16 protein-coding genes, 1 tRNA gene and 1 pseudogene are annotated in these 24,072 nt (G+C 61.1%); 6 read left to right on the top strand and 12 right to left on the bottom strand.

The features are described from left to right. Positions 1-117: 117 nt before the first annotated feature. The 3 genes from BSY18_RS17975 to BSY18_RS17965 form a co-directional block, all read right to left on the bottom strand. On the bottom strand, positions 118-2,448 hold the full coding sequence (locus BSY18_RS17975) for a TonB-dependent receptor (RefSeq protein ID WP_083231552.1): 2,331 nt from the start codon (positions 2,446-2,448) through the stop codon (positions 118-120). A gap of 467 nt (positions 2,449-2,915) precedes the next feature. After that, the gene (locus tag BSY18_RS17970) at positions 2,916-4,352 is read right to left on the bottom strand and encodes an amidohydrolase family protein (RefSeq protein WP_171900274.1); all 1,437 of its coding nucleotides are present in this window, start codon (positions 4,350-4,352) and stop codon (positions 2,916-2,918) included. A 101-nt stretch (positions 4,353-4,453) separates the two neighbouring features. Further along, a complete protein-coding gene (locus tag BSY18_RS17965) occupies positions 4,454-6,370 on the bottom strand; it encodes a DUF885 domain-containing protein (RefSeq protein WP_236823404.1) in 1,917 nt (638 codons plus the stop codon). A gap of 584 nt (positions 6,371-6,954) precedes the next feature. On the opposite strand from BSY18_RS17965, the gene BSY18_RS17960 reads away from it, so the two are divergent. The 3 genes from BSY18_RS17960 (at position 6,955) to ald (ending at position 10,430) form a co-directional block, all read left to right on the top strand. Then, positions 6,955-7,737, top strand: coding sequence for a phytanoyl-CoA dioxygenase family protein (locus tag BSY18_RS17960; protein WP_054133710.1), 783 nt, complete (start codon positions 6,955-6,957; stop codon positions 7,735-7,737). 83 nt (positions 7,738-7,820) lie between these two features. Beyond that, positions 7,821-9,143 (top strand): serine hydroxymethyltransferase, encoded by a 1,323-nt coding sequence (gene glyA / locus BSY18_RS17955; protein ID WP_069051398.1) that lies wholly within the window; start codon positions 7,821-7,823, stop codon positions 9,141-9,143. 162 nt (positions 9,144-9,305) lie between these two features. Beyond that, entirely contained in the window at positions 9,306-10,430 is a 1,125-nt protein-coding gene (gene ald / locus BSY18_RS17950; protein WP_069051397.1) for an alanine dehydrogenase, read from the top strand. An 82-nt stretch (positions 10,431-10,512) separates the two neighbouring features. Here the strand turns inward: ald and BSY18_RS17945 are convergent, their stop codons facing one another. From BSY18_RS17945 to BSY18_RS17920, 6 genes and pseudogenes are all read right to left on the bottom strand, one after another. After that, on the bottom strand, positions 10,513-11,472 hold the full coding sequence (locus BSY18_RS17945; protein WP_054133707.1) for a LysR substrate-binding domain-containing protein: 960 nt from the start codon (positions 11,470-11,472) through the stop codon (positions 10,513-10,515). A gap of 376 nt (positions 11,473-11,848) precedes the next feature. Beyond that, positions 11,849-13,054 (bottom strand): dipeptidase, encoded by a 1,206-nt coding sequence (locus BSY18_RS17940; protein WP_150126327.1) that lies wholly within the window; start codon positions 13,052-13,054, stop codon positions 11,849-11,851. 465 nt (positions 13,055-13,519) lie between these two features. Beyond that, complete coding sequence (locus BSY18_RS17935; protein ID WP_171900273.1) at positions 13,520-13,984, bottom strand: GlcG/HbpS family heme-binding protein; 465 nt, start codon at positions 13,982-13,984, stop codon at positions 13,520-13,522. Between the two features lie 90 nt (positions 13,985-14,074). Next, positions 14,075-14,830: pseudogene (locus tag BSY18_RS17930) on the bottom strand (SDR family NAD(P)-dependent oxidoreductase). A gap of 118 nt (positions 14,831-14,948) precedes the next feature. After that, positions 14,949-16,064 carry an alanine racemase gene (gene alr, locus BSY18_RS17925; protein ID WP_069051395.1) on the bottom strand — a complete coding sequence of 372 codons (1,116 nt, stop codon included), beginning with the start codon at positions 16,062-16,064 and terminating at the stop codon, positions 14,949-14,951. Between the two features lie 98 nt (positions 16,065-16,162). Continuing rightward, positions 16,163-18,304, bottom strand: coding sequence for a PQQ-dependent dehydrogenase, methanol/ethanol family (locus BSY18_RS17920; protein WP_069051394.1), 2,142 nt, complete (start codon positions 18,302-18,304; stop codon positions 16,163-16,165). Between BSY18_RS17920 and BSY18_RS21475 the strand changes: the two genes are divergently transcribed. Beyond that, on the top strand, positions 18,210-19,154 hold the full coding sequence (locus BSY18_RS21475; protein WP_236823402.1) for a DUF4269 domain-containing protein: 945 nt from the start codon (positions 18,210-18,212) through the stop codon (positions 19,152-19,154). The two genes, BSY18_RS17920 and BSY18_RS21475, sit on opposite strands and share 95 nt — an antisense overlap. 396 nt (positions 19,155-19,550) lie before the next feature. Here the strand turns inward: BSY18_RS21475 and BSY18_RS17910 are convergent. Next, positions 19,551-19,625 (bottom strand) — tRNA-Gly (locus tag BSY18_RS17910). A gap of 239 nt (positions 19,626-19,864) precedes the next feature. On the opposite strand from BSY18_RS17910, the gene BSY18_RS17905 reads away from it, so the two are divergent. After that, the gene (locus tag BSY18_RS17905) at positions 19,865-20,773 is read left to right on the top strand and encodes a tetratricopeptide repeat protein (protein ID WP_069051392.1); all 909 of its coding nucleotides are present in this window, start codon (positions 19,865-19,867) and stop codon (positions 20,771-20,773) included. Beyond that, on the top strand, positions 20,770-21,405 hold the full coding sequence (locus tag BSY18_RS17900; protein ID WP_236823401.1) for an LON peptidase substrate-binding domain-containing protein: 636 nt from the start codon (positions 20,770-20,772) through the stop codon (positions 21,403-21,405). The genes BSY18_RS17905 and BSY18_RS17900 overlap by 4 nt, the downstream gene beginning before the upstream one ends. 144 nt (positions 21,406-21,549) lie before the next feature. Here the strand turns inward: BSY18_RS17900 and rpoN are convergent, their stop codons facing one another. Together rpoN and lptB are read right to left on the bottom strand one after the other, a co-directional pair. After that, a complete protein-coding gene (gene rpoN, locus BSY18_RS17895) occupies positions 21,550-23,094 on the bottom strand; it encodes an RNA polymerase factor sigma-54 (RefSeq protein WP_069051391.1) in 1,545 nt (514 codons plus the stop codon). A 34-nt stretch (positions 23,095-23,128) separates the two neighbouring features. Continuing rightward, a complete protein-coding gene (gene lptB / locus BSY18_RS17890; protein WP_054133699.1) occupies positions 23,129-23,911 on the bottom strand; it encodes an LPS export ABC transporter ATP-binding protein in 783 nt (260 codons plus the stop codon). Positions 23,912-24,072: the final 161 nt, after the last annotated feature.

The following is a 24,072-nucleotide window of genomic DNA, read 5'->3' as shown; positions in this document are numbered from 1 at the left end:
GATATTGCTTCCCACGGCGGCGACCATTCCGACCAGCCTGACCGTTCGATTGCGAGACAATCACTGAGTGTCGCTGATCGTCCAGGCCGTGCGGAACCGCATCGCGCCAGGATCGGCTCAAAACCGGTAGCTCGCGGTGACCCCGAATGTCCGCGGCCGATAGACCTGCCGCAGCAGCCGCTGGCCGGGACCTATCCCCAGCCTCGACAATTCGTCGCGTGAATTCAGGACATTATTGATGAACAGCGAGATATCCGTATTGCCGGCACGCCCCCCCAGTCTCGCGGCCACAAAGTTTCGGGTGAATACGCGCGCATACAGCGGATCGAAACCGAGATTGCCCGATGGGTTGTCCAGGCCGCTGCGATAATCCCATTGCACACGGCCATAGCCCGTCAACCCGCTGGCCCCCAGGCTGGTCTCGTAATTGCCCGCGAGCGAAACGATCCAGGGTGGCGCGAAACGATCCCCCTTGGTGACGATGTTAGCCGCCGGGCTCGCCACCGACCCGTCAGGATTGAGGATAGCGGGACGGATGAGGGTCTCCTGCACGGTCGCCCGGGTGTAGCTGAAGTTCACATCGAGCGAGAGACCGGTGACAGGCGTGATCGTGAACTGCGCCTCCACGCCCCGGGCGCGCGATTTGCCGAGGTTGTCGATAAACGGCGAAGCACAATTGACCACGGTCCGGCTTCGCTGAACATCGGTCCAGTCGATCTGGAACGCGTTCGCCGCAAAGGTCAGCCAGCGACCAGCGCGCCCCTTCGCACCGACTTCATAGCTCCACGTGCTGTCCGAACGGTACTGCCTTGGTACATCTTCATAACCCAGATTTCTGAGCTGGGCGGTGCATGCGGGGTCGGGTAGCGTTGGAACGACGTTGGAGCCGCCCGGACGAAACCCTTTGCCTGCGCTGGCATAGATCATCAGATCGTCGGTGGCCTGATACTCGATCCCGAACTTGGGCGTAATCGGGCTTTCTGCCGTGCTTCCGCTGGTGACCACATCGGTGGGCACATTGTTGCCCGTTACACCGCGAAAATCGAATTCGATGTACGAATAGCGCGCACCGGCGCTGACACTGAGCTTGTCGGTCAGCTTGTAGTCGACCTGCCCGAAAACGGCAAACTGGCGGTCCAGCGCTCTGTCATTGCCAAAATTGACGTTGCCGTTGATGGAGGGGATGTAGAAAATATCGGGCCTGGCAGCCCTGTTGAATTCGACCGCGCTCTGACGCGCGTTCTGGTAGAACAGGCCGAACGAATAGCTGATCGGGCTCGCGCTGGGGTTGGACACCAGGCGCAGCTCCTGGGTCAACGTCCGCTGCCTTATGGTGACGTCGACCGACAGACGTTCATCAATGATGCCCGGCAAGCCGAATCCCGCGGCGGGTAGACCGAGTATATCGAGCAGAAGACCGGTGCCATCGTCGCTGTTCACGACCTTGCGATCGAGGTATGAGGTATTGCTGATCAGCCTTGCCGGCCCAAGATCGGCTTCCGCCTTGACCGCATAAAGGACGGCGCGGTCCCGGCCAAAGGAGGGAATGCTTTCGCCGCTGGTGAATGCCGGAAATGGTGGCAGATCGACATTGGGTCGCCATTCCCAGAATTGGTCGCTCTCGTTCCGGTTGGCTTTCTGGTAGAAGACAGATGGCGTGATCGTCAGATCTTCGGTCGGCTTGAGCAACAACGCGAAGTTGCCGACATAGGTATCGCGCGAGTTGGCGTTTTGCTTGGGTGTGCCCCCATTCTGGATGTAAGGGACGCGATCGATATAGCCGCCGTCGCGGCGATAATAGCCACTTGCCCGAAATCCGATCTTGTTCTCGACAAGGGGCCCGCCAACGGCAGCCCCCGCCTCGTAACTCAGCGCGCCGCCTTCGGTCGTCGCCAGCTCGGCGCGCCCATAGCCGGAATATTCGCTGACGCTCGGCTTTGCAGTGATGAAGCGGATGGCACCGCCCATGGCGCCAGCGCCGAACAAGGTGCCCTGGGGGCCACGCAGCACTTCGATGCGCTCAAGGTCGAACATGGCGGGGTAGAAGTTGGATGTCGTGCTCAATGAGCGAACCTGGACAGGCGTGTCGTCGATATAGACGCCGTTCATCGTCGCGCCGATCACGGAGGTGAGCCCGCGGATCACAAGATAGCTGGCGCCGAATGCCCCCTGGTTGAGCGAAAGCCCCGGAGTCATGCGCGCGAGGTCCTCAATGTTGCGCACGCCCCTCACATCGAGATCTTCCTGGGAGTAGGCACTGACGCTGACCGGCGTGCGCAAGATCGTAGTGTCGCGGCGCGTCGCCGTCACGACGATCTCGCTTGGATTGCGCGTTCTCGCGTCGCCCTGCTCCGGCACTTGGTCATTGGCGAGTGCCGCGGTCGAACACATAAATGCGCCCATCGATATGGTAGCCAAAAGCCTGTTACTTGCTTTGGTCTTTATCATGGTCCCAATCCCCTTAATTTTTATTTATTCATTCAGCTTCTTAGGCTCTGTCAAATTATTATATACGCGCCGTTGCTGTCAGTGCCCTGCTTAAACAACAGAACATCCTGCCCCGATGCAATCGGTGAGCGAGATTTTGCTACATCATTCGAAATTTAGCCTGACCTTTATTATTATAAAGTCAGTAATTCTGGCTCTTTGCGCCAGATAATCTACGCCGCCTGTACAGGCCCGCCGCAAGACACATTTCGCGCGATGATCGCGGTGAAACTCCCCAGCGCCAAACGGCGTCCGTTGCTCGCAGCATCTTCATACTTGATCGTGTCGGGGCTCCGATCCGGTTCGTCCAGGCAATGGATCGTCAAGCGATCGGCGTTGTATCGACGGACCCAGAGCGAGCGAGCGGTCAGTCCCAGGCGCACGGCAAACGCAGACGGGGTGTCTTGCGCTTTGGTCCGCAGATCCGCTTACCTGGCACCAGGGAGAGGGACCTCTTCATGGGCCGGAACATAGATGCGGCCGTCCTGCAACATGAGGCGACCGTTGACAAAGGCCGTGGTCACCTTTCGCAAAGCTGCGAAATCCTCGTCGGGATTGCCATCGATGACGATGATATCCGCGAGCATTCCAGCTCTGATCGTCCCAATCCGGTCTCCCATGTGCATGATCTCGGCACTTGTCCTGGTCGCCGCAACCAGCGCCTCTGGCTTGCTAAATCCTAGATCGACGAAGCTCTCCAGCTCGTTGATATAGGCGCCGGGCAGATGAGCCGGAGCATCCAGGATCAGGTCCAGTCCGATCCCCATCTTGACGCCGCCGCGGTGCATTTTCTTGGCCATCTCCATGATGGTGGTCTCATTCAACTCGAACCGGCGCGAAGGCGTGCCATAATAGCCGCCCGATCTGCGCGAAATCAGGCGATAGGGGATCAGCGTCGGCACCGAAGCGATCCCGCGCCTCGCCATCAGCGCGACCGCAGCGTCGCTGCGCGGCAAAGGATGCTCGATCGAATCAACGCCGGCCTTGATCGCCATGTCGATATACTGGGTCTCGGCATCGACCGTCACGGGCAGGCCCAGCGAATGAGCCTCGTCTACTGCGGCCGTAACTTCTTCCTGGGTATACTCGCTTGCGAGCTTGATGAGGTCGGCGCCCTTGGCGAACTGGATGCGCACCGCCTCGCGCCATTGGTCAGGGCCGGTTGCAATCCGCGCCATAGAGTTCGGGTTGCCGTTGGTCACCTCGGGCGATCCCGGCGAAAACGCATGTATCGCACCATGCCCACCGGTCTGGGTGATCAGTTGCCCGGCGGCAAAGATGCGGGGGCCGGCGATCGAACCCTCCGCCTGGCGGCGCTTGAGCACGAACGGCACATCGCCATGCGAGCCCACGTCGCGCACGCTGGTTATGCCGGCCTGGAGATAGATCGCCATGCGCTGCACGGCCCGCATGGCGGATTCCGCGCTGCTGAGATTCGCTGCCGAAAAAACGCTGCTGGCGCTCGCAGTATCCAGAAAGGTGAGATGGGTATGCAAGTCGATCAGGCCCGGCATCACTGTCTTGCCGGCAACATCGAAGACAACGGCGCCTTCGGGCCAGTTACGATCACTGGGGTTGAGGACCGCAGTGATGGTCTTGCCCTCCACCACGATGGTCGCCGGTCGCGCAGGTGCCCCGGTGCCGTCAAACAACCGCCCGCCAACGAGCACGAACGACCCCTTGGGCGCGTTGAAATCAGCCGGAACCGGGATGCGCAGGCCATCGTCCGAGGTGGGCACCGATTTCGGAAGCCACTGGTCGCGTTTGTAGATGGGTCTGGCTTCGGGCCCATTGTCTTGCGCCACGGCAGGCGCAGTCGCCATCAGAGCGACGAGCGCCAATCGAGAAACCCATGCGATCATCATCTTGGCCCCTTTCTTCAGGAATATCTGTCGCAAATGGTCAGGGCCGCGGGTTGCCGCCATCAAGGCTTGCAGGGCCTCTGGCCTGACGTAGCGCTTCTGGATCAACGCGACTGTTGCGCCGCAATCCAATCGTCGATCCGGCGCTCAAGGATATCGAGCGGCATCTGCCCTGCCCCCAGCACCGTGTCGTGAAAGCCCTTGATATCGAATTTCTTGCCCAGCGCGGCTTCTGCCTTCCTGCGCAGCTCCAGCATCTTGATCATGCCGATCTTGTAACCCGTCGCTTGGCCGGGCATCACGATGTAACGCTGCACTTCGGACCGGATCTGGCCCTCGGCAGCTGGCGAGTTCTCGCTGAAATACGCGACCGCTTGTTGCTCGGTCCACCCCTTGGAGTGCAGCCCGGTGTCGACCACCAGCCGAATGGCGCGCCAGATTTCCGTCGTCAGACGCCCGAAGTCGGAATAGGGATCCTTATATCCGCCCATCTCCTTGGCCAGATATTCCGAATAGAGCCCCCACCCTTCCTGAAGCGCGTTGTAATAGAGCATCGTCCGGAACTTGGGGACATTGGTCAGTTCTTGCGCGATCGAAAACTGCATGTGATGCCCGGGATTTCCTTCATGATAGGCGATCACCTCCAGTTGCGGGATCGGCATCGCTTTCATGTCGATAAGGTGAGCATAATACACCCCCGGTCGCGACCCATCGGGCGAAGCCAACTGGTAATGTTGCGCTGCGCCAGCGGTCTCGCGGAATGGCTCGACCCGTTTGACCACGACTTCGGCCTTGGGCAGAATTCCAAAATACTGCGGTAACTTGGCTGTCATGTAGCTGAGATGCTTCGTTGCGGCATCGATATAGGCTTGCCGCCCCTCATCTGTGTTGGGATAGTAGAATTGATCATCGTCGCGGACGAAGGCGAAGAATTCCTGCAGTGATCCCTTGAAACCGACCTGCTCCTTGATGGCCTCCATCTCATTCTTGATCCGCGCCACCTCGGAGATGCCGATCTCGTGGATCTGGTCTGCGTTCAGATCCGTCGTGGTCGAAATCACGAGCTGGGCTTCGTAATATTCCTTGCCACCGGGGTTCTTGCCCACACCTGTTGCAATGGTATCCGCGTTCGACCGGTCAGCCTCCAGCCATGCTATGATCTCGCGATACGAAGGTGCCAGTTCCTTGATCAGCGCTTCGCGCACCGCCGCGGAATAGCGCTCGGCCCCTTTGCGATCCAGCTTCCCATTTTTTACCAGCGCATCGATTTTGGCCTGGGCATCGGTCAATAGAGCGCTGCTGCCCTCCCCGCCGAACGGCGCTCCGGAAATCAGGTCTCGACACTGGTCGAGCACCAGATCGTAGGAAAATCGGGGAGGGCGTGAGCCCGCTGCGGCGTTCAGCTTTGCGCGCTCGAGACTTTGCTTGAGACCCCGTGAAATCCCGCCAATACGCGCGACATACGCATCCATGTCCGACAGCTCATCAACCCTGTGGATTGCTATCAGGAACTGGGGGAGCCACGCATGCGGGCTGTTCATCTGATTGAACACATATTCATTTCTGCGGAATTTATAAGCGAGCGCCGCGTGCTCGTACTGATTGATCCATAGATCATACGAGACCTGTGCGTCTTTGGTTAGCTTGGCCCGGTCGAATTTCGCCTTCATCTCTTCGACGGACTTGCGGCGCCACTCGACGGGCGCGAGCATTCCGGCCTCCGAAAGATCGTCGATCTTGTCATAGGCCGTCTTCTCGCCCCGATAGGAATACCACATCGGACTGAAGGCCATCTGCTCCTCGAACTTCGCATCGAACCATTGATTGAGCCGCGCCGTCTCGCTTTCGGCCTGCGCCGAGGGCGCTTCGGTCTGAGCAGTTTCAGCATGAGCAGGCAGAACCGCCGCTCCGCACAGCAGAAGTGCCCCCATTGAGGCCATGCGCCGCAGCGTTGCAACGGACCGGGTGCGTCTCCCGGACAATCCAGCCGCAGCAACATCCCAAGGCATCGAACTCGTCATCCTCATTCCTTTGCACAGTCCGTTCGCGGGCAGGCTCCATTGACGCATTCCGGCCAAAGCCCGGCAAGCCGCCGCCCCTTATGGTAACCTTCCGAAACATCCTGCAGCCTGAGGCGGCACGAGCTGGCCTGCCGTTCAAGGGGACATTTCGTGGGTCAATCAAAGTCGAAGCCCCGGCAACCCGCAAACCATTAAACTTGGCTCAAAGCCTCAGAAAATCTCTCGCTGGGTCAGTTGCCGCAGGTTCAACCTGTTGAAGGCGCCGCCAGCGGCGCTCCAGTCCGTCCTTCAGCCCAGCCATTGTGCGCATGGCATCATGCGCATGCTATTGGGCTATCGGCATGTGCCAACCGTCCTGTTCGGCGAGCCAAAGCCCGGCGCTGCCTTTCCCTCCGATATGGTCAACGCAGCGGCCTCAGTTCCTGCCGCGATCGAAGCATCATAAAGTCTAATCCTAGGGACCAGTATTACTGGCTTGATGACATGCGCCGATACGCCGAAGTGCGATGAGAATTAACCGCAGGCTGGATTACCCTCTGGCGCACCGGTCAGTGAAACAGAACGTGCCTATAAAGGAGCAGGACATGTATCTTTCGCAGGAGCAACTTGAGGAGTTCAACAATAACGGATTTCTCGTGATCCCCAATCTGTTCTCGGCCGAAGAGGTTGCCGAGATTCGCAGTGCGATGGACCGGGTATTCGATGAAGATCATCCGGGGAACATCCGGGAGAAGAAAAGCGGTGTGGTGCGGACTGCAATGGGCCTGCATCTGCGCGATGAAACCTTCGCGCGGCTTGTCCGGCACCCCCGCCTGGTCTCGCCGGCACAGCAGATTGCCGGAAAGGACCTGTACGTTCAGCAGGTCAAAATCAACGTGAAGGCCGCGTTCGACGGCGAGCTCTGGCAGTGGCACCAGGATTTTTCGACCCATCATGAAGATGATGGCTGTCCGGAACCTCTCGCCTTGAACCTGCACATCTTTCTGGATGACGTGACCGAATTCAACGGCCCGCTCTATTTTTTCAAGGGGTCGCAGAAATTCGGCAGCGTCGCCACCCGGCACGACACGGTCTCCACGAGCTACCCGCTGTGGGTCGTCGAGGAAGACAAGGTCCGGGAAATCTCCAAATCCTGCTCGCTGGTTTCGGCCACGGGCGAAGCGGGAACAGCTCTGATCTTCGGCGACTGCCTCGTCCACGGTTCGCCCGCCAATATCTCGCCGTCCAACCGCAGCATCTTCTCGCTGATCCTCAACCCGCTGAGCAATGCCTACACCAAGACCAGCCGGGAAGACTTCCGTCATCACCGCGACCTGTCCGCTGTCGAGCCGCTTGCGGACGACTGTCTGCTCGCACCGACTGATTGAGGCGCCACCCCCTCCCACAGCATGCGTCGGTCAACGCCGCCTGACGGTGTCAGAGTGGACAATTCGCACGAAAGAGAGAAGATATGGCTATGTTGGTGAGACGGTCCTGGGTCGGGGCCGCCAGCGAAGACTTGGTGCAGAAGGTCGCGTCCAAGGTGTTTGAAAGCACGGCGGACACGATCGATGGACGGCTGTTCGAACTGATCGCCGAAAACAGGCAGATCCATGATGTCGGCTGCATAAACCTCAATCCCGCAACGAACGTCATGAACCCCCGGGCGGAGCAGGTCCTGTCCAGCGGTCTTGGGAGTCGCCCGTCGCTCGGCTATCCGGGTGCCAAATACGAAATGGGCCTTGAGGCCATCGAGCAGATAGAGATTATCGCAGCCGAACTGGCGGCCGAGGTGTTCGGCGCACGCTATGCCGAATTCCGGCTCGCTTCCGGCGCGATGGCGAACCTCTACGCGTTCATGGCCACGTGCAGACCGGGCGACAAGATCATTGTGCCGCCCGATACCATCGGCGGCCATGTCACCCACCACATCGCAGGAGCAGCCGGCCTCTATGGGCTTCAGGTTCATTCCGCGCCGATCGATGCAGATGCCTATACGGTCGATGTCGATGGCCTTGCGAGTCTCGCCCGGGAAATCCGGCCCAAGCTCATCACCATCGGTGGCAGCCTGAATCTGTGGAAGCACCCCGTACGTGAAATTCGGGCGATTGCAGACGAGGTCGGGGCTTATGTGCTGTTCGACGCAGCGCATTTGTGCGGGATCATCGCAGGTGGCGAATGGCAGCAGCCGCTCGAGGAGGGCGCCCATTTGATGGGCTGCAGCACTTACAAGAGCCTGGGGGGCCCGCCATCCGGTCTGCTGATGACCAACGATGCCGAGCTGGCCGCTCGGATTGATCGGATCGCGTATCCTGGCCTGACGGCCAATTTTGATGTGGCGAAGACTGCCTCGCTGGCCCTGTCGCTGCTCGACTGGAAAGAGTTCGGTCCGGGCTATGCCAGGCAGATGCGGGCGACCGCGCGGAAACTCGCCAAGGAACTCTACGCCAAGGGCATTCCGGTGTTTGGGGCCGCGCGCAACTTTACGGACTCGCACCAGCTGGCGGTGTGCGCCGAACGTTTCGGGGGCGGCCATAAGGCAGCCCAGCGCCTGCGTCTGGCGAATGTGCTTGCGTCCGGAATCGGTTTGCCGATCGCGCCCGTTGCAGGCGATTTCAACGGCTTGCGGTTCGGAACACCCGAAATCGTCCGTTGGGGCATGACGGAAGCCGACATGCCCGAACTCGCGGATATCGTGACGGAGGCTCTCACCTGCAGCGACCCGTCCTCGGTGGCCGAGCGGACAAGCCTGTTCAGGCAACGGTTCCAGACCTTGCATTTCATGCGTCATTGAAAGGCGCGATCGTCCGCGCTGCCCCATGTCTGCGTCGCGTCGTGGCCAGGCAGCGCGCGTTTTCAAACCCGGATGATCACGACGCGAGAACCGCACGAGCCAGGCTCGGTGCGCCCATGACAGTCGGCGCCATCTGCGGATGCACACAAGGAAGGAAGCAACATGCTGGTTGGCGTACCCCGTGAGATCAAGGCGAATGAGTATCGCGTAGGACTGACGCCCGGGTCCGCTCGCGAGTATGTCGCCAACGGTCATCAGCTGGTGGTGGAGACCGGTGCCGGTGCCGGCATCGGGGCTGGAGACGATGCCTACGCGGCAGTGGGCGCGACGATCGTCGCCAGCGCAGGCGAAGTGTTCCAGAGGGCTCAGATGATCGTCAAGGTCAAGGAGCCGCAGCCGTCTGAGTGGGTTCAGCTGCGCGCAGGCCAGATTCTCTTCACCTATCTGCATCTTGCTCCCGATCCCGCACAGGCCAAGAGTTTGCTCGATTCGGGCTGCACGGCAATCGCCTATGAGACAGTCACGGATCGCTCCGGTGCCCTGCCCTTGCTGGCACCCATGAGTGAGGTCGCTGGCCGCCTCTCGATCGAGGCTGCAGGCTCAGCGCTTCGGCGGCATTCCGGCGGCCGCGGCCTGCTGCTCGGCGGCGTGCCGGGCGTCAAGGCGGCCCGCGTGCTGATCATTGGCGGTGGCGTCGTGGGAACCCATGCAGCGCGCATGGCAGTCGGGCTGGGCGCAGAGGTTACGATCATCGATCGCTCGGTTGCACGGCTGCGCCAGCTGGACGAACTCTTCAGCGGGCGGGTCCGGACACGGATGTCGACGATTGGCAACATAGAGGAAGAACTTGCCGAGGCAGATGCCACGGTCGGTGCTGTGCTGGTGCCGGGGGCCAGTGCGCCCAGACTGGTCAGCCGCGCAAGTCTCAGCAAAATGAAGCCAGGGGCCGTGCTGATAGACGTCGCCATAGATCAGGGCGGGTGCTTTGAAACCTCAAGGCCGACGACGCATGAAAATCCAACCTACGAAGTCGATGGCATCATTCATTACTGTGTTGCCAACATGCCCGGTGCCGTCCCGATGACCTCGAGCGAAGCGCTGAACAATGCGACACTGCCTTTCGGACTCGCACTGGCCGCCAGGGGTCTCGAAGCGCTCAGCCACGATCCTCATTTGCTCGAGGGCCTGAACATTCACGCAGGGCAGGTCACCAACCTTGCCGTAGCACGGGCGCTGAACCGGCCTTATGTGCCAGCGCTGCAATCGCTCGGGCAGATCGCGGTCTGAAAGGCTTCACGAACCCGCCGGGACCAGCCCATTACGGCGGTACTGCCGGGATTGCGATCCGGCGGCTGCACGGCCAGGACTGTCAGTTCCCGGCTTCGGCGACATCAGCAGCCCCATCACTCTCCAGACCTGCAACGCCCGGCGATGGCTGGGCCTCCCCAGCTCTGGCCTGCTCCACTACCCAGGTGACGAAGGTTTCGGCCGCCTCGGACAACGGCGCGCCTGATTTCGTCAGCAGATAGAACTGATTGTTGGAAGGAACACGCAGTTGGGAAAGCTGTTGCAGCTTGCCCTCTTCCAGCAGCCCGCCAATCAGTGCGGTGTGGCCGATCATGAAACCGCTTCCCTGAACGGCCGCATCGACCGTCATGGAATACAGGGAGAAGGTCTGCGTGCTCAGCTTTTCCGGTCGGATCTGGCTGGTCCGATTGAGCCAATCGGTAAAATCATGCTCCCAATAAATATCCAGCATCAGGGGCGCTCCAATCGGGAGGCCAAGATGGTCGGCATCGGTTGCCATCATCAGCTTCGGGCTGGCTACGGGAACAAGCTCGTCGAACAGCAACGCGCGATACTCGCAACCGGGAAAGGGAGGCTGGCCATAGCGAATGGCGATATCGAAATTGGACGTGCGCATATCGATCACGGTCGCATCGGCCCAAATCTCGACGTTCATGTTCGCATGGAGCGAATAAAAGTTCTCCATCCTCGGGCCGAGCCAGAGCTGGGCCAGCGCTGGAAGGATCGACATGCGGATCGTCTTGGGGCCTCCGGTCGAAGCGATTTCTCGGGTGGCGGACACCAGAAGGTCGAGCGCCGGAGAGATACGCTGGGCATAACGTCTTCCCGCCTCTGTCAGCTTTACTCCTTGCGGATAACGCTGAAACAGCTCGACCCGCAGAAAGGCCTCGAGCGCCTTGATCCGCTGGCTGACCGCGCCAGGCGTTACGCTCAGCCTCGCCGCTGCCAGGACGAAGCTCTCGGTTGCCGCCGTTTCGGCGAACACGCGCAGCCAGTCCAGATTGGGTGTTTCCCTGAGCATTAGACCTTGTCCCTCGGCCAACATTTGGCTGAATTGCAACAGCCTGCGCGTCTCGGCATCCCCCGAGATGCGAATTGATTTTATAGGGAAATATCGGTTGGCAGCAAGGTCATTAGCCTGTCGGGATATCGAGATCGCGCTGCTCTTTGTGCCCCGCGCCAATCTAGAAATACCAGGCGCAAGAAACCGCTGATGGATCGGCCGAGAGCTGCTGCTGCGTGACGTCGGCAAGCTGCATGGCAGGCCGGGCGCCATCGTGCGTGGCCAAGATGCTACCGTCGGTTCCCCTCGCTCCGCGTGGGAAGTTGATCAGCCTTGGTGGCGGTCCGACCTCAGGCATTTGTCGCAAGCGGCAGGACCAGCCAGCGCACTTGCCTCAGCCGATGACGTCGCCAATCACCCGCATCCAGTTGCCGCCGAGAATCTTGACGATATCTGTGTCCTTATATCCCCGCTTCATCAGCCCCGCAGTTGCATATTTCCATTTGTGGGCATCGTTCATTCCCTCGGTCCCGAAGGGATAGCGGAAACGATAGCTCGCCTTGAAATGTGGTTCGCCATACGCCTTGAGGAACTCGTCCTTGAGCTTGGGGTCGGTCGGCCAGCCGCGCACCAGCGTGTCGGTGCCAAAGCCGACATGATCCACGCCGACAAGCCTTACGACGTGGTCGACATGATTCAGCCAGTCCTCCATCGTCACTGGGAAATCGCGCTTCACCATGGTGTTGACCGTTGTCAGGCCCATGACCCCGCCCTTCTTGGCAAGCGCCTTGATAATCTCATCGGACTTGTTGCGCGGATGCTCATTCAGTGCGGCGCAGTTTGCGTGCGAGATGATTGGCGTGCGCTTGGAAAAGGTGATCGTATCCATCGTGGTCTGAGGTCCAGAGTGCGATGAATCCACGAGGATGCCGACTTCGTTCATCCGTTGCACGGCGGCGATACCGAAATCGCTAAGTCCGGCATTTGTTCGTTCGGTCGCGCCGTCGCCGAGAAGGTTACGCTCGTTGTATGTGACCTGCATCGCGCGGATGCCGAGGCTGTGGAACATGTCGATATTGTCCAGCTCGCCTTCGATCGGGCAGTTCTGGAAATTGAGCATGACTGCTGTCTTCCCTTCCTGCTTTGCGCGCAAAATGTCTGCCGCAGATCTCGCCGGTGCTAGCAGGGTGCTGTTATCCTTGATGAACTTGTTGCACTCGACGCAATCCTCGACTGCGCTGTCGAGCTCGAAGCCATTGCTCATATAGCTACCGCGAGGCTTTTCAGGTCGGCGTACACCCAGGGTAGTGCTCATGACTGTCAGGCCCGCCTGCTTGATCTGCTCGAGCCCGCTGGCGTCCCGATACTCGTCGCACAGCATGTCGATGACGACCGATTCCCTGTAAAGCGCTTCCGCGTCCTTGATGAGCGCCGGGACGTCACCCGCTTTTCCCAACGCGGGAAGCGCCCAGGCCAAGACTGCGGTTGCGCTGGTCCCCTGAATGATCTCTCTTCTGTTGAGCATAACCTCGTCCTTCTCCTTACAGAAAACCAAGCCCAGCGCACCGCAGATAGCGCGTCGGTGTTCGCTTGCGGTCACCGGCAGGATGGTGGCGTTCCTGTTGCGATCGGCGAATGTCGGGTCCGGATCGGACCCGACATCAAGTGGTTGGCGCCATGTGATGGAGCAGAAGGTCCGTCACCCCCACCAACCGCCAAGCCTTGCATCGAGCGGAGTTTGCTCACGGGCATACCGACGTCGCCAGGACTGACCGCAAACCCCCTGTCGTTGGCGCAGGAGAGGACATTTCCCCTCTGCTGAGGGTTGTGTCGGAAATGTGCCCGTCTGCGCAAACCACTAATTTTGGGGCTCGACGCCAGATAATCTAACGCTGGGTTCTTAGCTGCCTAATGGGGCTGTCACCTTCGCCCCGCCTGATCGAAGAGGAATGTGGGCCGGGTATCGGACCAGGCGTTTCCAAGCCAGCAACCGATCATATCCTGGCGCCCGCGTCCATGCGCCAGCGGACCTTGCCGCGCGGAACACTGCTTGCCAGATCCGGCCTTATCCTTGTGGGCCGAGGCTTTCCGTTGCGATGCTTTCATCGTCCTTCGGCGATCCGCCGCTGACCCCGATTCCGCCCACAATCCTGTCGGCCCGCATGATGGGCACACCGCCACCGATCATCGCAGATCCTGGCACGGACAGCAAAGAGGGCTTGCCCTGGTTCACGGCATCCTCCAGCAACGACGTCTGCACGCCGGCAGCGGCAGCAGTCGCTGCCTTGGCTTCGGCCAGCGCCATGTTCATGAACGAGGCATCGTCCATGCGTTGAGCCAAAATGACCCGGCCCTCGCGGTTCACGATCACGATCGCCACATTCATCTGCTTTTCGGTTGCAGCCTGCAGCGCGCGGGTTGCGATGGATTGTGCATCGGCAAGGCGCAACATGGCCTGGTCGGACGGCTCGGCAGGCGCAGCGGCTGCTGGCACAATACCCAGTCCAGCTGCTGCTCCGGCGACCAGCAATGTTCGTATCATGACACGTTTCCCTTCACGGTTTCTTCAACCAGCGATGCGCCCCCGACGACGTCGGGAACTCAGCGCTGCGACGCCCGATCAGCCCGCTTCGGTCCGCGCAACCTGAAACCCGGCGAACGACTGGCTCACGGGCATAAGCTCAAGGCGATTGATGTTCAGATGCGGCGGCAACTGTGCGACCCACAACAGGGTGTTGGCTATATCCTGGCCCGTCATGGGGTTTGCACCCTGGTACAAGGCGCTGGACGAGGCATCATTCCCCCCGGTGCGGACGAGCGTGAATTCCGTCTCCACCATACCCGGTTCGATCGACGTGACCCGAACGCCCTTGCCATGCAGGTCGGAGCGAAGCGCCAGCGAGAACTGCGTGACAAAGGCCTTGGTGCCACAATAAACATTGCCGCCGCCATAGGGTTAGCTTCCGGCAACCGACGACAGGTTGATGATAGCGCCGCGCCGCCCGATCAGGCCGGGCAGCAGTTTGTGCGTCAGCGATACGAGAGCCGTAACATTGGTATCGATCATCGTCTTCCACTGGTCGACATCCGATTGATCGGCGCCATTGGTGCCGAGCGCCAGACCGGCGTTGTTGATCAGCAGATCGATTTCGCTGAACGCGGGTGGCAATGCCGCCAGTGCCGCATCGCGCCCGGCTTCATCTCGCACATCGAATACGCAGCCATGCATCTGCGCACCGATCTCCTGACGCAAAGCGTGCAACCGATCGGATCGGCGGCCTGTGCCGATAACGTTCCAGCCGGCCCGCGCGAACGTCCTGAGCGCTGCTTCACCGATGCCGGATGTCGCGCCTGTAATGAATGCTGTTCTCGCCATTTTTTCCCGTCACCCAGATCCGGGCAGTCAGAACGACTGCCTTGAAAGTCACCCAAAGGTCTGGTCGATTTCGTGCCGCGAGACAATCACACGCGAGCCAGGCCATGCAGAGAAAACGTCATGCACCACCGGAGTATATCCGGGGGACGCTGAGCGACATGCGCGCCATCAGCTCGATCATCGGCATGCCATAGAATTGAACCGCCTGTGCTGCGGTGATCCGGTCGCCGCCCTGGACGCCGACCAGCACGACCTCATCACCCGGGACGACATCGGGAATTTCCGTCACGTCGAGAATGGTGTGCTCTGTCGCGCGCCCTGCAATGATGCGGGCGCGCTGCCCGCGCACCAGCACGGTGCCCCCGTCCGGCTGCGCAGGCAGGCCATCCTTGAAACCGAAGGCAATCACCGCTGTTTTCAGCCTGCCCGGATCAGCCGTGTGCCGGGCATCATCGACCTCGAAGTCCGCAGGCAGTGTCTTGACCTGCAAGACGCGCGACTTGATGGACCGGATCACGGGGTCGAAAGTCAGACCGTCAAGCCAGGGCTGCTCCATCATCCCGTAGAGCGCACGCCCGGGATTGACCGCTGTCCAGGTGAGCTCGGGATAGCCCAGCAGAACGCGGCTGCTTGCGGCCATTGTCTCGAGGTCCTGAAAGCCGGCCGCACGCGCAGCTGAGATGGCCTGCTTCAATCGTCGGACCTGCCTATCGATCGCCAGCCTGTCTTCGGCCCTGACCAGATGCGTGTACAGGCCAATGACCTCAAGGTGACGTGCTTGCTTCAACCGTTCAAACACGGCGGGCCATTCTTCCGGGACAAATCCAAGGCGGCCATAGCCACAATCCACTTCCACATGGACTTGAACCGAACGCTGCAGCTGCTCGAATGCCTCAAGCCCGTGTCGGTCGTGGATAGTGACGATCAAGCCGAGGTCAGCAATCGCCTCGGCCTGATCGGGTGTCGTCGCGCCGTACAGCAGGATCGGAGCATTTATGCCGGCATCGCGGATACGCTCTGCATCCTCAGGGTCAGAGACCGCGAAAGCGTCAACACCCGCGTTACGCATAGTCGCTGCGCATTCGCCAGCGCCGCATCCATAAGCGTTGTTCTTGCAGACCGCATAGAACCTGACATCGGGCCCGATCAGGCTTCTGATCTTGCGCACATTGCTTGCAAGTGCATCGAGATCAATTTCGGCCCAGGCTGGCCGCTTCGACAAAGGCAAGGGCATGGCAATGTGTCCTGTTGGCTCGATGTTCAAATCAGGCGGGGTGACCGGCTTCAGGCGAAAACCAAGCTGCTCATCGACGCCGCGCGGTCCGCAGTGCCCTATTGCGGTTTTGCGCGTGCCATATCCTTGGCAGTTGCCCCCTTGCCGGGTGCTGTCTTCGCTTCCTTCTGAAGTTCGAGCGCCAGATCGCCGACATAAGCCCGGATTGCTTCGACCTGCGCCTGCGACATCAGCTTTGAAAAGCCGATCATACCGGTGTCGGTCAGCACGCCATCGTAAACGACGGCCTTCCACGTTTCCGCATCGGACAGCGCGTTGGAGCGACGCAGATCAGGCGCCGCGACCCCCTCATGGCACCGCGCGCACTTATCGCCATACAGCCGCCCGCCCAAGGCGACAGTGGCCGGGGAGAATGTCTGCCCGGGCGGATTGGCTGGCGGAAGATCGAGATCGACCCGGGGCAGCACGGCCTTTCCGCCCAGCTTGAACACCAGCATCCGGCCGTTAAGCCTCGGAATCCGGGGACGATTGACATCCGGCAGGCCCATGGCACCACCGCCCTTTCCGACCAACACCGCAATATATTGAACGCCATCGATGCTGTAGCTGGCTGGCGCTGCGAGGATGCCCGATGGCTGCTTGAACGACCACAGCCTTTTACCGTCCCTTGCTCCAAATGCGCTGAACGTGCCATGCGCATCGCCGGCAAACACCAGATCGCCTGCCGTCGCGATCGTGCCGCCGTTGATCATCTCGGGTTGTGGTACCCGCCAGACTTCGCGCTGTCTGAGCGGATCCCAGGCAATCAATGCGCCGGTGCCCCAAGGTGCAGCAGGATCGAGGCTGATCGCTGCCCCTTGGTTCAGTTCAGCGCCGGGACGGAACTTGAACGCAGGGTCCTGGTCATATCGCATGCTCCAGCGGACGGTGGGAATGTACACCAGCCCGGTGCGGGGGCTGTAGGACATGGGCTGCCAGTTGTGGCCGCCGACCGAAGCCGGGGACATGACTTTCGCGCCATTCTGGTAATAGGCATTCTCGCTCATGACCGGACGCCCAGTTGCCAAATCGATATGGTCGGCCCAGGTCTGCGGGACGAATGCCTTGGCAGAGAGCAGCTTGCCGGTCTTTCGATCGAGAACATAGAAGAAGCCGTTTTTCGGCGCCTGCATCAGCACCCTGCGCGGTTTTCCGCCGATCGAAAGCGTGGCCAGCATCATCGGCTGGGTCGCGGTGAAGTCCCAGCTTTCACCAGGTATCTGCTGATAATGCCATTTGTACTTGCCCGTGTCGGCATCGACCGCGACGATCGAGGACAGGAACAGGTTATCACCCTTGCCGTCCGAGCGGACCTGCCGGTTCCACGGTGCACCGTTGCCCACGCCGATATAGACCTGGTCGAATTCGGGATCATAAACGATCGAGTCCCAGGCGGTGCCGCCTCCCCCCATCGTGTACCACTTGCCCGCCCAGGTTCTGGTCGCCATTGGCATCACCGAATCTGATGCAGCACCGTCGGGCTCTTTCGACGGATCGCCTGGCACAGTGTAGAAACGCCATAACTGCGCACCGGTTTCGGTATCATAAGCAGTGACATACCCGCGGACGCCGAATTCGGCACCGCCATTGCCAATGATGACCTTGTCCTTGAATACCCTGGGGGCGCCGGTAATCGCGTAGGGATGGGAGCGGTCGAAGGTCTGTACGGACCAAAGCTGATCGCCGGTCCTCGCATCGATCGCGATCAGCCGCCCATCGATCGTACCGACAAAAACCTTCCCCCTCCAGACAGCCACGCCGCGATTCACCACATCGCAGCAGGTGCTGTAGGCTGCATCACCGGGAACCTGCGGATCGAACTGCCACAGCTGCTTGCCCGTACGTGCATCGATAGCATAGACCTTCGACCAAGCCGTTGACGTGTACATGACGCCGTCAATGACCAAAGGGGTCGCTTCCTGTCCTCGATTGGTATCGACTTCAAACGACCATGCGAGACCCAATCGTGAAACATTCTGTGCGTTGATCTGGTCGAGCGCACTGTAATGCTGCTCATCGAACCCGCCGCCACCTGCGAGCCAATTGTTCGGCTCGGATGAAGCATTGAGAAGTCTCGCCTGATCAACGGCACCTGGGGCTTCGGATTTGGGCGATGAACACGCCTGCAAGCTCAACAGCAAGGACGCGGCGCCAATGAAGGCTGCCTGCGTGTATTTCCGGATTTCCGACAGAGAATGCATCCAGTTGCCCCAACGCTTGAAGTCGATGCCTGAGCAAGCCGCCCCGCCCGGGGGCGCTTCGGGTAATGATAAAGCTCAGCCTGTTTTAGACGCGGGCCGCTTGCTGTCCGCAAACCAAAAATCTTGTTTCAGAGCCGCAGGAATTCTCTGGCTGGCCTGGTCCGTCACAGTCCCTGCTGGCCTCGAACTGCGCGCCTGGCATGCAGCATCGGTTGGCCGCCCGAAACCGGCCGATGGATGTTCCATCGGTTGCTCCCTCGCGGACGTACTTCATCCGGCGCAGACCTTTACGGAACACGCGGGCTCGTCGTATCAGCGCTCGATGATCCGACCGCACTATTTGGAGGCTCTGGACCGATTGGGGGTTTTGCCTGAGCTGGCTGCCTTCGATCCGCATGTCGTGGGAACGCCGCCATTGGGCTTGGACCTTCCAGCGAGCGATATAGATATTGTCTGCTTCGCCCCCGATCCGGATGGCTTCACGCGCGCGGTGTGGAACGCTTTTGGCACGCACGCCGAGTTCCGCATGTGGCAGAGGATCGCGCATGATCGGCCCGTCGTCGCCAGTTTTGCCGGCGCTGGCTGGACGATCGAACTGTTTGGTCAGGCGTCTCCGGTATCCGAGCAATATGGATGGCGGCATTTCGTTGTGGAGCAGAGGTTGCTTGCGCTTGGCACAGGCGTTTTTCGCGACGCGGTCATGGCGCAGCGAAGCAATGGAATGAAGACCGAGCCTGCATTTGCGGCCTTGCTTGGCCTTGTCGGCGATCCCTATCAGGCGCTGCTCAGCCTTGAGGCCTGCTCGGACACCGATCTTACCGCGCTGCTGGTAGATAAAGGTTTCAAATAACGCCGGTTCTTCAAGGCAAATTCCTTGCGCCACCGACCTCAAGCAGGAGGCATTTTCCGCCTGCTCGCATCTCATGACAACGAACAGCGAACGTGCTTCGTTGATGCCTATAAGTGGTGAAACCGGAAGCGCGCCTGAAGGCCGACACCCTTGCCCGCCCCATGCAGCCATATCCCCATCGGCAATGGTGAGCGAAACGCGGCGACAGCCAGCGCGGCATTTGACGGGTGCATTGCAGCCTAGCGGTGATTGTATTGATACCCACTCGCGAACTATCGCCGCTGGCTTGGCAAGCATTGGATACGAATGGATACGCGAGTGCCACCTTGGTGCGCTCGTATCCCACCTCAGGCCTGATCGCCTGAGGCCAAACCGTCGAAAATTTAGGAAGAAAACTGGAGCGGGCGAAGGGATTCGAACCCTCGACCCCAACCTTGGCAAGGTTGTGCTCTACCCCTGAGCTACGCCCGCTCGGCGGCTGGTTCGACGTGCGATCCAGCAGGTGAGGCGCGCAGTTAGCATCGGGTTTTGGGTCCGGCAAGCCCCAAATTTGCATTTGGCGACGATTCATTGTTTCACCCTTGGCAGAAGCGGCTTGCGCACCATCTTGGTGTTTCGGATAAGGTGCCAGGACAAAGCGGGGCACAACCCGCGACGGGGCGGTGAACCGCCCGGCACGCGCAACAGCAGGAGCAGTTCACTTGGCAAGCATGGGTTTGACGACCGAAGAGCACAAGGCCGTCGAGGCATTCCGCACCAGCGTGGTCGAACCATCGATGACCAAGCTGGTCATCCTCGATTTCTGGGCGGAATGGTGCGGGCCGTGCAAGGCGCTGACCCCGGTGCTGGAGAAGGTCGCGGCCGATTATGCCGACAAGGGCGTGATGCTGGTCAAGGTCAATGTCGATGAGGAACGCTTCATCGCTTCGCAGTTCCAGATTCAGTCGATCCCAACCGTCTATGCGATGTTCCAGGGCCAGCCGGTCGCCAACCTCACCAACGCGCGCACCGAGGCGCAGCTTGGCGGCATCCTTGACCAGCTGCTCGAGAAGCTGCCCGTCCAGGCGGGTGATGGCGACGATGCCGGAGCGCCCGATATCACGCCGCTGATCGCGATGGCCGAAGACGTGCTGGCCGAGGGCGACACCGAGCAGGCCATGGGCATGTTCGCGCAGATCCTGGACATGGTGCCGGACAGCGTTGCGGCCATTTCCGGCCTGCTGCGCGCAATGGTCGCCGCCGACAAGGTGGAGGAGGCACAGGCGCTGCTCGCCGATCTGCCCCCCGAAATCACCGCCGACCCCGCGCTCGATCGCGCCAAGGCCGCCATCGCGCTGGTCGCCGACAAGGCCGATGACAGCGAGATCGAAGGGCTGCGTGCAGCCGCCAATGCCACGCCGGACGATCACGCCGCGCGCTTCGATCTGGCCGTCGCGCTGTTTGCCGGCGGCGAACGCGACGAGGCGGCGGAGCATCTGTTGGCCATCGTGAAGGCCGACAAGGAATGGAACGAGGGCGCGGCCCGCGCGCGGCTGCTGCAGATCTTCGAGGCGGTCGGGCTCGAGGATCCCTGGGTATCAGCGACGCGGCGCAAGCTTTCCGCCGCGTTGTTCGGATGACCGACAAGCCCGTCATGGTCGCCCAGCGCATCTCCATCTTTCCGCTCACCGGGGTGATCCTGTTTCCCGGCCTGCAGGTGCCGCTGCACATCTTCGAGCCGCGCTATCGCGCCTTGGTGAGCGATGCGATGGCGCGTGACCGGCAGATCGGGATGATCCAGCCGCGCGGCCCCGGCGATCCGCCCGCGCTGTTCGACATGGGCTGTGTGGGCCGCATCGTCGATGTCGAAGCGCTCGATGATGGCCGCTACAATCTTGTGCTCGAGGGCTTTGCCCGGTTCCGCGTGCTGCGCGAACTGGACGTGACAACGCCGTTCCGCCAGATCGAGGCGGAGCTGATCAACGAGAACGAGGACGACCAGGCGCTCTCCAGCATCGAGCGCGCGAGCCTGGAACGCGAATCGCAGCGGTTCGCCAATGCGCAGGGCTATAGCGTCGACTGGGATTCGGTGGCGCGGCTCGACGACCGCTCGCTGGTCAACGGCATCGCGCAGATCGCCCCGTTCGATGCAGCCGCCAAACAGGCGCTGCTCGAAGCCGAAGGCCTCACTACCCGCGCCGATCTGCTGGTCCAGCTGATGCAGTTCTTCGGCCGCCGCGACAGCGACGATCCAAGGGTTACGCTGCAGTAGGTTCTTTCTGCCCTACCGCTTGCGGGAGGGGTGGCTGAGCCGCAGGCGAAGACGGCGTGGGCCTGCGCCAACGTCGTGCTTTCAGGCCCACCCTGGTCCGGCAGGCCGGACCTGACCCTCCCACAAGCGGGACGGGAGACCAGCTCACCGTGCGCCTTGCAGCTTCTTCTGGCGGCGGCGCTGGACCGAAGAGCCCAGCCCCAATGCCTCGCGGTACTTCGCCACCGTCCGCCGCGCGATGTCGAACCCGCGTTCCTTCAGCAAATCGACCAGCTGGTCGTCGGAGAGGATGTTCTTGGCGTCCTCCTCGTCGATCAGCGTCTTGATGTGGCTCTTCACCGCCGAGGCCGACACCGCATCGCCGCCATCGGTCGCCTGAATCGCGCTGGTGAAGAAGTATTTGAGTTCGAACAGACCGCGTGCGCAGCTCAGATATTTGTGACTGGTCACCCGGCTGACGGTCGATTCGTGCATCTCGATCGCATCGGCGACGCTGCGCAGGGTGAGCGGGCGCAATTGCGTGACGCCGTTGCGGAAGAAGCCTTCCTGCTGCTTGACGATCTCGCTCGCCACCTTGATGATCGTGCGCTGGCGTTGGTCGAGAGCCTTGAGCAGCCAGTTGGCCTCGGCAAGGCATTCGCTGAGCCAAGCCTTGGATTTGGCATCGTGCCGCCCGCCAGACAGCGAGACATGATAGCTGCGGTTGACCAGCAGCCGCGGCAGCGTCGCGCTGTTGATCTCGATCATCCATTTGCCCTCGCGCTCGAGCACGAACAGATCGGGCACCACCGCCTCGACGCTCGCCCCGCCAAAGCGGCTGCCCGGCTTGGGATCATATTGACGCAGCTCGGCGATCATGTCGGCAAGGTCCTCGTCGTCGACCCGGCACAGCCGCTTCAACTGCGGCAGCGCGCCGCGTGCAAGCAGCTCGAGATTGTCGATCAGCCGCGCCATGCACGGGTCGTAGCGGTCGGCTTCCTTTGCCTGCAGCGCGAGGCACTCGGCCAGATCGCGCGCGCCGACGCCGGTAGGCTCGAGCGTGTGGATCGCCGCCAGCGCGGCCTCGACCTCGCCCAGAGGCACGCCCAATTGGTGCGACACTTGCAGCAGGTCGCCGCGCAGATAGCCGTTTTCGTCGATCAGCTCGATCAGGTGGCGGCCGATGAACAATGTGACGCCGGACATCGCCATCCCCGCCTGGGCGTGCAGATGCTCGCGCAGCGTGAGATCGTATTCGAGCGAATCTTCCCAGCCGTCGCTGTCGGCACCGCCGCCGGTGGAAATATCGTTGAGCGAAAGCGCCCCGTCGAGCCCGCCGCTGGCCTCACCCGCCACCCGGTCGGGGCCGTCGCTGGCGCAGTCGTGATGAAACACCTCGCCGCCCAGGTCGATATCGAGCGGACGATCGATCTCGCCCATGCCTGCGCCGATCAGCTCGTCGCTGCCCGCCGGATCGCCATCGGCAGGAGCAGCGGGCGCGTCGAACGTAGCATCGACGCCGCTCGAGGCGACATCGCCGCCGGTGTCCTCGCCGCCCAGCTCGAGCAGCGGGTTGCGCTCGAGTTCCTCGCCGATGAACGCTTCGATCTCGATATTCGACAGCGCCAGCAGCCGGATCGCCTGCTGCAACTGCGGCGTCATCACCAGCGACTGGCTCTGCCTCAGGTCAAGGCGCGGGCCGAGCGCCATCAGGTCAGTCCTTCGTCACCTGCGACGGGTGCGATCACAGCGCAAAGCCCTCGCCCAGATACAGCCTGCGGACGTTTTCATCGGCCACCAGCGCCTCTGGCGTGCCGGCGAACAGCACCTTGCCATCATAGATGATGCAGGCACGATCGACGATGTCGAGCGTCTCGCGGACGTTGTGATCGGTGATCAGCACTCCGATGCCGCGCGATTTGAGCTCGATGATGAGGTCACGGATGTCGGCGATCGAAAGCGGATCGATGCCTGCGAACGGTTCATCGAGCAGGATGATGGAGGGGCTGGCGGCGAGCGCGCGGGCGATCTCGCAGCGACGGCGTTCGCCACCCGACAGCGCCATCGCGGGGGATTCACGCAGCCTGGTCAGCCCGAATTCCTCAAGCAATGTCTCCAGCCGCGCCGCGCGCGCCTCGACTTCGGGCTCGACCAGTTCGAGCACCGCCTTGATATTCTGCTCGACCGTCATGCCACGAAAGATCGAGGTTTCCTGCGGCAGATAGCCAAGGCCCAGGATCGCGCGGCGGTACATCGGCAGCGGGGTGATATCGACCCCATCAAGCATGATGCGACCCGAATTGGGCTTCACCAGCCCCATGATCGAATAGAAGCAGGTCGTCTTGCCCGCGCCATTGGGGCCGAGCAGGCCCAGCACCTCGCCCTTGGCGACCTGCAGCGACACATCGGAGAGCACGACCTTCTTGTCATAGCTCTTGGCGATCGACACGACGTTAAGGCCATCGGTGGACACGGCAGGGTCCGCCGCGGTGCCGCTGAGCAGGCCAAGGGGGGCTACATCGTTCATTGCAACATTCCTGCAAACATAAACCGCAGCTTGGGGCGCCGCTTTGTCTTTGTTCTCCCATAGCATGGAACAATGCGATGAAAACCGGCGATATTCACGTGTTGGCAGGATTTATGCATGGGCTGGCGTGGGGAGCCTTCAAATCCTCCCCGAGCTTGGCT

Origin of the sequence: Blastomonas sp. RAC04, from assembly GCF_001713435.1 — a bacterium.
Lineage (GTDB): Bacteria > Pseudomonadota > Alphaproteobacteria > Sphingomonadales > Sphingomonadaceae > Blastomonas > Blastomonas fulva.
This window is presented reverse-complemented; position numbering and strand designations above follow the sequence as displayed.